This is a genomic window from Kitasatospora purpeofusca (assembly GCF_000718025.1).
GTDB lineage: Bacteria > Actinomycetota > Actinomycetes > Streptomycetales > Streptomycetaceae > Kitasatospora > Kitasatospora purpeofusca.
In genome coordinates, this window is record NZ_JODS01000001.1 from 679,610 (window position 1) to 691,083 (window position 11,474).

Annotated in this window: 10 protein-coding genes; 5 read left to right on the forward strand and 5 right to left on the reverse strand. The window is 68.2% G+C overall.

Translation table 11 applies throughout. From position 1 onward, the window contains the following. Window positions 1-26: 26 nt before the first annotated feature. Entirely contained in the window at window positions 27-896 is an 870-nt protein-coding gene (locus tag IF01_RS0103110; protein WP_030391665.1) for a S1 family peptidase, read from the reverse strand. Between the two features lie 166 nt (window positions 897-1,062). Between IF01_RS0103110 and IF01_RS0103115 the strand changes: the two genes are divergently transcribed. Continuing rightward, window positions 1,063-1,947, forward strand: a complete 885-nt coding sequence (locus tag IF01_RS0103115) for a metallophosphoesterase family protein (RefSeq protein ID WP_051741511.1) — start codon at window positions 1,063-1,065, stop codon at window positions 1,945-1,947. A 24-nt stretch (window positions 1,948-1,971) separates the two neighbouring features. Here the strand turns inward: IF01_RS0103115 and IF01_RS50825 are convergent, their stop codons facing one another. Next, complete coding sequence (locus tag IF01_RS50825) at window positions 1,972-4,530, reverse strand: ATP-dependent Clp protease ATP-binding subunit (protein WP_030391667.1); 2,559 nt, start codon at window positions 4,528-4,530, stop codon at window positions 1,972-1,974. Between the two features lie 101 nt (window positions 4,531-4,631). Continuing rightward, a complete protein-coding gene (locus tag IF01_RS0103125; RefSeq protein WP_030391668.1) occupies window positions 4,632-4,982 on the reverse strand; it encodes an MmcQ/YjbR family DNA-binding protein in 351 nt (116 codons plus the stop codon). Window positions 4,983-5,428: 446 nt separating this feature from the next. Here IF01_RS0103125 and IF01_RS48045 point away from each other — a divergent pair, with 446 nt between their 5' ends. The 4 genes from IF01_RS48045 (at window position 5,429) to IF01_RS48055 (ending at window position 9,136) form a co-directional block, all read left to right on the forward strand. Next, window positions 5,429-5,710 (forward strand): hypothetical protein, encoded by a 282-nt coding sequence (locus IF01_RS48045; protein ID WP_149030431.1) that lies wholly within the window; start codon window positions 5,429-5,431, stop codon window positions 5,708-5,710. A 229-nt stretch (window positions 5,711-5,939) separates the two neighbouring features. Further along, the gene (locus IF01_RS41230; protein ID WP_157855144.1) at window positions 5,940-6,863 is read left to right on the forward strand and encodes a nuclease-related domain-containing protein; all 924 of its coding nucleotides are present in this window, start codon (window positions 5,940-5,942) and stop codon (window positions 6,861-6,863) included. A 691-nt stretch (window positions 6,864-7,554) separates the two neighbouring features. Next, complete coding sequence (locus IF01_RS48050) at window positions 7,555-8,334, forward strand: hypothetical protein (RefSeq protein WP_157855145.1); 780 nt, start codon at window positions 7,555-7,557, stop codon at window positions 8,332-8,334. Beyond that, window positions 8,324-9,136 (forward strand): hypothetical protein, encoded by an 813-nt coding sequence (locus IF01_RS48055; RefSeq protein ID WP_157855146.1) that lies wholly within the window; start codon window positions 8,324-8,326, stop codon window positions 9,134-9,136. Before IF01_RS48050 ends, IF01_RS48055 begins: the two co-directional genes overlap by 11 nt. A gap of 360 nt (window positions 9,137-9,496) precedes the next feature. On the opposite strand, the gene IF01_RS0103135 is transcribed toward IF01_RS48055, so the two are convergent. Beyond that, window positions 9,497-10,321 carry a protein phosphatase 2C domain-containing protein gene (locus IF01_RS0103135; RefSeq protein WP_030391670.1) on the reverse strand — a complete coding sequence of 275 codons (825 nt, stop codon included), beginning with the start codon at window positions 10,319-10,321 and terminating at the stop codon, window positions 9,497-9,499. 4 nt (window positions 10,322-10,325) lie between these two features. Continuing rightward, a complete protein-coding gene (locus IF01_RS0103140; protein ID WP_030391671.1) occupies window positions 10,326-11,168 on the reverse strand; it encodes a sigma factor-like helix-turn-helix DNA-binding protein in 843 nt (280 codons plus the stop codon). Window positions 11,169-11,474 lie beyond the last annotated feature (306 nt).

Sequence of the window (11,474 nt, forward strand, 5' to 3'; positions counted from 1 at the left end):
ATGGCCCATCGGGGTAAAAGTGCCGGTCAGGGGCGCGGCAGGGTGCAACCGGCCCGGGTGAGGTCGAGCTTGTTACCGGCGCCGAAGCAGGCGGGGATGATGTACGTCTCCTGGGCGTAGCCGATGCCCTTGCGGACGGTCACCCCACCGTTCTGGTCCACCTCGCACGGGTTGTTCAGGGTGCAGCGCTGGCCGTCCTCGTTGATGGTGTTGTTCACCGCGACGACCTGACCGCTGTTGGCGTCGACCACCGGGGAGCCGGAGGTGCCGCCGATGACGTTGCAGGTGGAGGTGTAGCGGAGGGAGTCCTTGAAGGTCCAGTCCGCTTCCTTGAGCCGGTAGGCGAAGCCGTCGGCCGAGCAGGAGTAGATCTTCTTCCAGTACCCGGAGACGACCTTGATCGAGCTGCCCTGGACGGGGTGGGTGGCCGCGACGGTCAGCGGGGCGATGCCGTAGCGGGACTGGATCGCGGCGTAGGTGGTGTTCAGCTGGTAGATCGACACGTCGGTGTCGGTCATGGTGCCGTAGACCATCTTGCTGGCCTTCACCGTGCCGAGCGATCCGCCGCTCGCGTTGAGCAGGGTGAAGCTGCGGCTGGAGGCCTGGTTGGTGACCACCTGGCCGGGGCCGGGCATACCGGACTCCAGGCAGTGGCCGTTGGAGAGCACCAGGGCCGGGTCGTTGGCGGTCGAGGCGGGGAACCGGACCAGCGAGCCGGAACAGTTGCTCAGCGCCACCGTCCCGGCGAACGTGACGGCGGCGACCTTCCCGGCCTGCGGCGACGTCACGTTCGTGCTGGTGGTGGCGGTGGACGCGGTCGCGGCGGGGGCGCCCGCCAGGGCGGTCGCCCCGGCGAACAGCAGCGCGGCGGCCGTGCCTATGAGCGGCTTCTTCATGAGAGACCTCTCGGTGTGTCTCGGCGTGGGGGTGCCCCAAAGCTGGCGCGGACATGACGCCCTGTCAAGGGTCCTGTCACCGACCCCCGGACCGGAGGGCCGTGATCCGGCCGCCTCGCCCCGGTACTGTGACCGGGACGGCAGGTAGACCATCTGGGGGGCTGACATGACCGGCGACCACCACCGCGACCACCGCACGGACGACACACGACGCGGACCGACCGGAGGCCGGCTGCTCGCGGTCAGCGACCTGCACGTCTCCTACCAGCAGAACCGCGACCTGGTGGAGCAGTTGCGCCCGGGCTCGCCCGACGACTGGCTGATCGTGGCCGGCGACGTGTCCGAGTCCACCACCACCATCCGCTGGGCCCTGGGCCTGCTGGCCGAACGCTTCGCCAAGGTCGTCTGGGCCCCCGGCAACCACGAGCTGTGGACCCACCCCAACGACCCGGTCCAGGTGCGCGGCGTCGAGCGCTACCAGCACCTGGTGGAGATGTGCCGCGAGCTCGGCGTGGTGACCCCCGAGGACCCGTACCCGGTGTGGACCGGCGCCGGCGGCCCGGTGGCGGTCGCCCCGCTGTTCCTGCTCTACGACTACACCTTCCGGGCCCCCGGCACCTCCACCAAGGAGGAGTCCCTGGCCGCCGCCTACGAGACCGGCGTGGTCTGCGCGGACGAGCGCTTCCTGCACCCCGACCCGTACCCGGACCGCGACTCCTGGTGCCGCGAGCGCGTCCGGCTGACCGAGAAGCGCCTCGCCGAGCACGACCCCGAGCTGCCGCTGGTCCTGGTCAACCACTACCCGCTGGTCCGCCAGCCCACCGAGATCCTCTGGTACCCCGAGTTCGCCCAGTGGTGCGGCACCGAGCTGACCGCGGACTGGCACCGCCGGTTCAACACCGCCACGATGATCTACGGGCACCTGCACATCCCCCGGCGGACCAGCTACGACGGGGTGCCGTTCGAGGAGGTGTCGCTCGGCTACCCGCGCGAGTGGGGGCGGCGCGGCCTGCCGGACCCGCTGCTGCGCGAGGTGTTCCCGGGCGCGTGAGGCGCCGCCGGCCGGTGGTGCCCGCTACTCGCCTTCGCCTCCCACCACCGGCTCCGGCCCGCGCTCCTGCCCCTGCCCCTGCCCCTGCTTCCCCGTCGGCTCCGGGCGCGCCAGCGTCACCGTCAGCTGCCCGTCCGACACCTCCGCGACCAGCGTGTCGCCCTCCCGGACCGTGCCGTCCAGCAGCAGGTCCGAGATCCGGTTGTCCAGCTCCTGCTGGATGGTGCGGCGCAGCGGCCGGGCCCCGAACGCCGGCTGGTAGCCGAGGTTCACCAGCAGCTCCTTGGCCTCGTCGGTCACCTCCAGGTCGACGTCCTGGGCCTTGAGCCGGCGCCGGGTGCGGTCCAGCAGCAGGTCCACCACCTGCAGCAGGTCCTTGCGGGTGAGCGCGTGGAAGACGATCACCTCGTCGATCCGGTTGAGGAACTCCGGCCGGAACTGCGAGCGCAGGTCCCGCATCAGGTCGTCCCGGATCTCGTCGACGTCGCCCGCGTGGTCGAGGATCCGCTGCGAACCGATGTTGCTCGTCATGATCAGCACGGTGTTGCGGAAGTCGACCGTACGCCCCTGGGCATCCGTCAGCCGGCCGTCGTCCAGCACCTGCAGCAGCAGGTTGAAGACGTCCGGGTGCGCCTTCTCCACCTCGTCGAACAGCAGCACGCTGTACGGCTTGCGGCGCACCGCCTCGGTGAGCTGGCCGGCCTCGTCGTAGCCGACGTACCCGGGTGGCGAGCCGACCAGCCGGGAGACGGTGTGCTTCTCCTGGAACTCGCTCATGTCGAAGCGGATCATCCGGTCCGGGTCGCCGAACAGCAGCGCGGCCAGCGCCTTCGCCAGCTCCGTCTTGCCGACACCGGTCGGGCCGAGGAACAGGAAGGAGCCGGTCGGACGGTCCGGATCGCCCATCCCCGCCCGGCCGCGACGGACCGCCTGGGCCACCGCGGTGACCGCCCGGTCCTGCCCGATCACCTTCTCGTGCAGGTGCTCCTCCAACCGGAGCAGCCGCTCGCGCTCGGTCGCGTTCAGCTCGGCGACCGGGATGCCGGTCCGGCCCGAGAGCACCTGCGCGATGTCGTCCGCGGTGACCGCCACGACCTCCTCGCGGGACTCGGCGACCGCCGCCAGCTCGTCCTCGGTCTGCCGCAGCTCGGTCTTCAGATTGGCGGCCCGGACGAACTCCTCGTCCGCCACCGCCTCCTCCAACTCCCGGCGCAGCTTGGTGATCCGGTCCCGCACCGGCATCGCGACCGTGGAACCGCCCAGGCTGCGCAGCCGTACCCGCGCGCCGGCCTGGTCCACCAGGTCGATCGCCTTGTCCGGCAGGAAGCGGTCGCTGACGTAGCGGTCCGACAGGGTCGCGGCCGCGTCCAGCGCCTCGTCCGTGAACCGCACCTGGTGGTGCGCCTCGTAGGCGTCGCGCAGACCCCGGAGGATCTCGATCGTCTCCTCCACCGTCGGCTCGGGCACCAGTACCGGCTGGAAGCGGCGCTCCAGCGCGGCGTCCTTCTCCACGTACCGGCGGTACTCGTCCAGGGTGGTCGCCCCGACCACGCTCAACTCCCCGCGCGCCAGGGCCGGCTTCAGGATGTTGCCCGCGTCCATCGAGCCCTCTCCCCCGCCGCCCGCACCGACCACCGTGTGCAGCTCGTCGAGGAACAGGATCACGCTCTGCTCGGCCGCCGTGACCTCGTCGATCACGTTCTTCAGCCGCTCCTCGAACTCGCCCCGGTACTTGGAGCCGGCCACCAGCGCGGTGAGGTCGAGCGTGACGACCCGCTTCTCCTTGAGGATCTGCGGCACGTCCCCCGACACGATCCGCTGCGCCAGCCCCTCCACGATCGCCGTCTTGCCGACCCCCGGCTCACCGATCAGCACCGGGTTGTTCTTGGTCCGGCGGGACAGGATCTCGACGGTCTGCTCGATCTCCTCGGCCCGGCCGACCACCGCGTCCAACCGGCCCGCCCGCGCCTCCTCGGTGAGGTCGCGCCCGTACTCGTCCAGCGTCGGCGTCGCACTCTGCTGCCCGCCCCCGCCACCGCCGGCCGTGCCCCGGCCGGTACCCCGCCCGTCCAGCACCGTGCGCAGCGCGTCCTGCGAAGGCGCCGCGTTGCGCACCGCCGTGCCCGCCCCCGACCGCTCCTCCTCCAGCAGCGCGCCGAGGATGTGCTCCGGCCCGATGTACGAGGCCCCCGCCGCCTGCGACCGCGCGTGCGCCGCCAGCAGCGCCCGCTTGGCCGCCGGCGTCAGCCCCGGCCGCCCCTCCTCCCCCGACACCTGCGCCCCGGCCGGCAGCGCCTTGTCCAGATCCCCCGCCAACCGGTCCGGATCCACCCCCGCCCGCTCCAGCATCCGCCGCGACGCATCCACCCGGGTGGCCGCCCACATCAGATGCCCGGTGTCGAGATCGCTCCCCCCACCCTCGGCCGCCCGCCGAGCCGCCGCCGCCAGCAACTCCTGCGCCGACTCGCTCAACAACCGCCCGATCGGCACCCGCTGCACCGCGGGCGGCGAGGCCAACGGGCTCATCCCGAAGAACCGGCTGAGCAGATCCGAGAACGGGTCGTTCGACCCGAAAGGCGGCATGGTCACGGAGGATCACCTCTCCCAAGCGTTGTGTGCCCACCCAAACACACCCCACCCCACCCCGCCTCCCGACCACAGCACCCGACTGACCCCCGCCCCCGTCACCCCCGCAGCAGCGACAACCGCTCCCGCACCGCCCTCGGCATCCCCGCCACCACCCGCTCCCAGGAGTGCTCCACCATCTCCCGCAACTCCTCGTCCGGAACGGTCGAATCCAGCACGACCGTGATCCAGTGCCGCTTGTTCATGTGATACCCGGGCCCCACCGCCGCGTACTGCCCCCTCAGATGCACCGCCAGCCCCGGCTCGCACTTCAGCGTCACCCGCTCCTCCCCCAGCACCGCGAACACCTTCCCCTCCACCTTCAACACCGTCACCCCCGGCCCGAACGCCTCATCGTCCGTCACCCCCGGCAACCCCGACGCCACCTCGAACAACTCCTCCGCCACCATCCGCTTCCCCTTCCCTCCGGCTCCCCGAAACCGTACGCCCCACGCCGACGCCCACAGCGCCGACCATGCACACTCACAACCATCCACAGGCGCGCCATCACCACTCACCAGGGCCCCACAAAGACCCAAGGGCCAACCCGGGAGGATGCCGCTCCCGGGCTGACCCTTCTTTCCCTGGCCAAACTCCCGTTGGAGTTCCCATGCAACGCAATGCAAAAATTACTGACCAGCCACCCGCTCATGCAATCCCGGACGGCTTCGCTGCACCTCCCACCTCGAACGCTTCCACCTCAACTTCCGAGGTTCCGGACGTGGCTATTTCCATGAGAAAGCTCGATCGAAATCTTCCGATCATCGGCTAGGAGCAACTTCGGGCCGCATATGAGCGCCTGTCCATCGCTACCAGTGAGGCCGATTGGAGTAAGCGCGCAAGCGACCTTGCCCGCGTGAATGATCTCAGCAGAAGAGCCCGCGAGGCAGAGACCGACATCGAATTCGTCTCCAGAACAAATCTGGACTGCATCGCCAAGGCCCTTCTCTTTTCTGGAAAACTGAAGGGACCGCTCACAGCTGCTGACGTCATGGATATCTACTGCAACTGGACTGTGAAGCGCCTCGGCGGCATCGTCTCGCTCGACGAGGAGGAACGGGCAGCGCTAGAAGCACGGCTCTCCCAGCCTTGGCAGGCTCGGCGGCGTGGGCGCCCGCCCCAGTCACCGCGGGTCTGACCTCGGCCTCCCTGACACGTGGCCGCTCTCCGCGGCCGGCCACCGCCGGCACAGAGCGAAGGCCGGAGCGGTGGCGAGCGGCTGGGCCGCAGCGAGCTGGCGCGCCGTACGCTCCCTTGATGACGTGGCGAGGGTCATTACCGGACGGCCCGGCCTGGCTGGTGGCCTTCTTGTCAGGGCGCCCGTCCGCGTGCTGATCTCGTGTCAGTGCCGAAGCGGAGGGGGCAACGTGGCGGAACTGACGGTCAAACCGTGGCGGCGGGCGGGCAAGGATCGGCTGTACGTCAACCTGCCTGGCCCTCGTGGGCAGGCGGTCGCGTGGCTGGACTGCCTGACCGGGGTCGTCACGATCACCGATGCCGCTCATGAATCATCGGCGCTCGATCTGATCAGGGACTGGTGCCGGACGGACAGCCGCTCGGTTCCACCACTGACCGTCGTCCGCAAGCCCCCTCCACCGCCCGTTCCCCCTCGCCCCGCCTCTCCGCCGACAGTGCTGCCCGCTCTGCCGCCGCTCACGACCGAGGACGACCTCGCCTCGAACCGACCGGGCGAGGGTGTCCGGGGCATGATCCGGGCCGATGAGAGCAAGCGGAAGTGGCTGGTGCGGGTGGCGGCCAAGCTCTCCGGCGACGACCTGACCCGCTCCGAGCTGAGCAAGGGGCTCGACGGGGAGAGGTTGGTCGGTGGGCTGCTCGACGGTCTACGGGCTTACGGCTGGTACGTGTTGCACGCAGTCCCGCTGCCGAGCGGTGCGGATATCGACCACGTGGTGATCGGGCCGCCCGGGGTGTTCACGGTGAACACCAAGCACCACCCCGATGCCATGGTCTGGGTCGGGGACAAGCGGCTCACCGTCAACCGCAACAGCTACCCGTACATCGAGAAATCCAGCCTCGAAGGCAGCAGGACGGCAGAACTCCTGCACCGCTGGTGCGGTCTCGCCGTTCCGGTGCACCCAATCATCGCCGTCGTGGGCGCTCGGACGCTGACACACAAGGGAAAGCCCGACGTCGATGTGCTGGACGGAGCCCAGATCCTGACTGCCCTCGGCTCTCGCCCTCCCCTGCTCGAAGCTCACCGTGCAGCAGCAGTCTTCGACATCGCGCGTCGTCGGAGCGTCTGGGCCCAGTTCGGTCGCCGTACCGGTTGAGTCAGGCCCGTTGTCGGCTCTCCGGACGAGCGAGCTGTCCTCACATGGTGACCATGCCCACTTCCGCGGCCCATCAGGACACAGCAGCACCCCCGTCCGGCAGGCACCGGGAAACGACGCATGCGGCACAGGACGGGTAAGGCCGCAGAAACGATCAAGGGCCAGTTCGGGAGGATCCTGCCTCCGAACTGGCCCTTCTGCGCTGTGGGCGCGGACGGTTTCGAACCGCCGACATCTGCTTTGTAAGCCTTGGCCTGCGCCACCCGCCCCGACCTGCACCCCACCCGACCTGCCCGTTCGCCAGCCACCGCACCGCCGGCGCCCGCAACTGACCGCCACGTACCGCCCGCTCTGGCACGCCTGTGGCACAGACTGGCTACGCGCCCGCTGTGGACAACACAGCGATCCAGATGCTGGACGACCATCATGCGGGATGAGGGGTGCCAGTGTCTGACCCACGTCCTATGGTCGAAGCATGGCAGGAGCCTCGAACGAAAGTGCGATCACGTGTGGAGCTCACGCCGCCCACACGGCACTGCGCGATGCCGTCGATCTCCAGCCCAAGGTCCTTCACCGCACACAAGCGACGCCGCCATCCGCTCGAGTCCGCCATTGTTCCTGTCGACAGCAGTCTCGCCCGGTATGCTCACGCGCACGTGGCGTCGGAGCCGACGCGGGAGGGATGATGCCGGTGGGGTCGGACAGGCATTCAAGGAACGGTGTCGGCTTCTTCGACGTCGCCAACTACGGCGCCATAATCGAGGGCTCCTCTGGCGGGGTCGGAAGTGTTCGCCTCAACGCATTTGCGCGACAGAACACTCCAGACCGACCATTTGCCGTGGTCAATGACTATGTGGCCAGCACACTGGGAATGGCAGTTGGCCTCCCGGTGCCCCCTGGAACACTTTTCGGCCTGCACGGAGGGGACCACGGTTACGTATCCCTGGCATTCGGCCATCGCGGCGATGTTGCTCCCCCGATTATCCCTCCAAAGTTCTGTGCCGACAGGCCGTGGGAAGCGTGTGGAATCATTGCCTTCGACCACTGGGTACTGAACACAGACCGCCACGATCAAAACCTCTCGCACATCCCCGATATCGGCGTAGCGGTGTTCGATCATGACCTATCTCTAATAAACGTACCACCGTCAGGCGAGGACGCCGTCACGGCACTGGCAAAGAATAGGGATATCGTCTACAAGTACCATTGCTTGACTCGCCACATCACTGACCCGTCTCATTTTCCTGAGTGGTTTGCTCGAATCGGCTCAGTGACCAGGCGCGAGATTCGACGCGCTGCCGACACCTGCCACTCAGCAAAGCTAATCGATGCTTCCACTCGGGATGCACTTGTTTCATTCCTAGAGTACAGGCAAACCCGCATCCGAACCTATGTAAATCAAACCCGCGACCTCTACCAAAACGTCGCGAGCTGGACCCTCGACATGGAGGAGGAGGACGGTGGCAGCTAACTGGTACCTCGTCAAGTATGTTCCCGACCCTTTCCGAAACGAGCCGAGGAACATCGGAGTAGTTGTCGAGTCGAGCGGCTACGGAGTCGCACGATTCATCGGGCAACATCAAGACGGCCTGGACGGACGCAAGGTCCGCGGAATCGTCCGCAGCCCTAAGATGCTGCGCGCATGGCTGGAATACCTGGAGTACCACCTAGATTCTGGCACATTCCACGAGAGCGTACTTAAGAGCGTTGGTCGCCCCGGTCAGAGCTACCAGATCGAACCACGGGGCAGCCTGCTCGCTTCCACCGAAGAGACAAACCTCCGAATCGTGGCGGAGGAGCTCTTTCATGAACTTGTTGGTGAACCCGCCCCAAGTGGCGTCAAGTCCATCGATGACCTGGCAAACGATCTGCTATTCCGGAAGCTTCGGGTGCCAGCCAACCACAAAATCGAGCGGGATGTAACCTACACGGTCCTCTTGCAGGGCGAGCCGCGAGAGCTTGACTTCGACTACAGGTATCAGAACGGCCGAACAAATCTCCTCGACAAAATTACGCTTTCCTCCCAGGATAGACTTGCCCGCCAGAAGGTGAATGACCTACTGTTCCGGATCGAGCATGCCCGACAGGATGCCAAAATCGAGAATCCGGCTTTCGTGACGCTATATGACCTCGGCAAATCCGAGCGTTCAAATTCCATCGAGAGCCATCTACGCGCGATCGAACGATTCTCCCATACGGTCAATATTCGAGACCAGCACGCAGCCGAGGACGTCGCGGAAACTCTAGGAGTTCCACTCCTTCAGGCAGCATGACGCCGCGGGCGGTGGAGCGGTTTTGGCCGGTGTCCTGTCCGGTCTGGGGTCGGGCATGATCGGGGGGCCGTAAGCTGCTGCGGCTCGGTCAGGGCTTTTGGGCCTGACCGCAGTGTGGCCGAGTGGCCCCCCGGTCTTGCTCGATGCGGGTCCCTGGCCGGGGAGGTGGGTAAAACCGCGGAGCCGCCGGCCCCAGCCACCCTGCTGCCCCGTTCGGGCGGTCGCGCCGGGACCGGGCGCCAGCCCGCACGCCCGGCGTCGGCCGCCCGGGGCGGGGCAGCGGCGCGCGCAGGGCGCGCGCCCTTGACCTTGTAGAGCGGAATTCGGCAGTGACTTCGGTTGGGCTTCGGGGCTCGCGGACTACAGCGTGACGGTGGCGACGGCGGTGTCGTCGTGGGCCTTGCCGCGGGGCCAGCGTTTGCCGTCTGCGTCGGCGAGTTCGGCAGTGCGGACTGCGCGGATGAGGGCGGCCGGGCCCTGGTCGTGGATGAGCTTGAGGGCCTCGGGCCAGTCGGCGAGGTGGAAGCGGTCGACCAGGCGGGAGGCGCCGTCGCTGACCATGGTGAAGCCGGTGACCTCGGCACGGGGGAAGCTGCCAGTGAGTGCGGCGTGGGCGGCGGTGGGGTCGGCGGCGGCGACCCAGAAGCCGTCGGGCTGGTTGCGGTGGGCGCGCATGGCCTCGACGTAGCGGCGGAGGGCTTCGCCGTGTTCGGCAGTGCCGGTGGGGACGGCGTCCATGGAGCCGCGGAGGGCGGCGCCGACCAGGGCCTCGCGGTCGTCGGTGATGGCGACGGGTCCGGTGGCGGGGTCGGTGTGTTCGACGATCAGGGTGGAGTCGGCGAGGACCAGGTACTGGAGGTCCTGGTCGGTGAGGCGGACCGCAATGACGGTGGCCGACGGGGTGCCGGGGTGGGTGAGGTCGCACTCGGCGTGCAGCGCGGCGGTGGTGGTGATGGCGTCCGCGAGGCAGTCGGTCAGGGCGCGGTCGGGCTGGTTGGTCACGCCGGCGAGCAGGTTGACGCCGAGCCGGGTGACGAACCACGCCACGCCGTGGGAGCAGCCGCAGCCGGATCCAGGCGGGGTGCCGGCGCCGTCGAGCAGGACGACGGCGCTCGGGCTGGCCGCGACGAAGTCCTCGTTGGGGCGGTCCTGGCGGGCGGGTTCGGTGGCGATCTCCAGATGCACCCGGTCAGTCTGCCTCGTGCCGGTAGAACGGCGACAGTAGGCGGACGCGCACGGGCTCGTTGTCCTGGGGGTTGTAGTCGACGTTCAGCAGGACGGAGAACCGGCCGGTGCCGGCCTGCTGGTAGAGGTCGGCGAGGTCGTTGACGATCAGGTGGACGACGCCGAGCGTTCCCTGCGGGTGGATGCCGGTGAGGACCATGACCAGGCCCTGGCCGTCGGGCCGCGGGAGTCGGCCGAGGTAGGCCACGTCCGAGTTGAGGGCGGGTTCGGAGTCCATGCCGGATCGGTAGGCAACGCCGGCCTCGCGGTCGCGCAGGGTCCACGGTCCGTCGGGGGCGCGTTCGAAGCAGATCGACGGGTCCTGGGCGAGCACCCCGGCGACGTGGCTGGACAGCCGGGGGCCGCAGATGACGATCATGTCCTCGCGGTTGAGGTCGATCTCGCCACCGATCGGCACGTGTTCGAAGCTCGGTTCGAGCTTGTAGGAGCGGGCGAGGTCGCCGAGCCGCTGGGCGGCTGCGAAGTCCTCAGCGGCCAGGACCGGCCTGGCATTGCCGGCCTCCTGCTTGAGTGGCGTCGCGATGATCAGCCGCGCATTGCCCAGGAACGCCCCCTCGGGCGCGGGTGCCGACTGCTTGAGCTGGTGGATCCGCCCCCGGGTGAGTCCGGCCTCGGCGGCGATCTGGGCGTAGGACATGCCCTGTTCGTGAAGCTCGGAGATCACCCGCTGGCGCAGCCGCGACAGCTCGGTGACCTCCTGCTGCGCCTCGGCCAGCCGCACGGTGGCTGCACGTAGCAGCTCGAACGGGTTCTTGATGGCGGCGATCCGCTGCGTTTCTCCCGCCATGTCCCCTCCGGTGTCTGCCCCAGTCAACGCAGAGTCTAGGGGGATAGACAGGATCAGCAAACGCAGGTGTCGGCCGGTTCGCTGTGTGTCGTGGGGCATCGCGGGGTCTCCTGGCGGCAGCTTTGGCCGTCGTTGTATAGGGGGCTATACACCCTGTGGAACGGGCGAATCGTTGGTGGTACTGGCTTGTTCTTCTGCGGTGGATGTTACTGAGGCTTTCAGGGTGGAGTCGGTGGGGTGAGTCGCAGGCCGGTGCCGGCCAGGCATCCGTCGATAAGGGCGGGTCGAAGTTGGATGTGCCGTAGT

Bases quoted from the DNA above. Each gene is read 5' to 3' on its own strand.
- IF01_RS0103125 (WP_030391668.1), bottom strand. From the start codon at position 4,982: ATGGTGGCGGAGGAGTTGTTCGAGGTGGCGTCGGGGTTGCCGGGGGTG.
- IF01_RS0103140 (WP_030391671.1), bottom strand. From the start codon at position 11,168: ATGGCGGGAGAAACGCAGCGGATCGCCGCCATCAAGAACCCGTTCGAG.
- IF01_RS0103115 (WP_051741511.1), top strand. From the start codon at position 1,063: ATGACCGGCGACCACCACCGCGACCACCGCACGGACGACACACGACGC.
- IF01_RS0103110 (WP_030391665.1), bottom strand. From the start codon at position 896: ATGAAGAAGCCGCTCATAGGCACGGCCGCCGCGCTGCTGTTCGCCGGG.
- IF01_RS50825 (WP_030391667.1), bottom strand. From the start codon at position 4,530: ATGCCGCCTTTCGGGTCGAACGACCCGTTCTCGGATCTGCTCAGCCGG.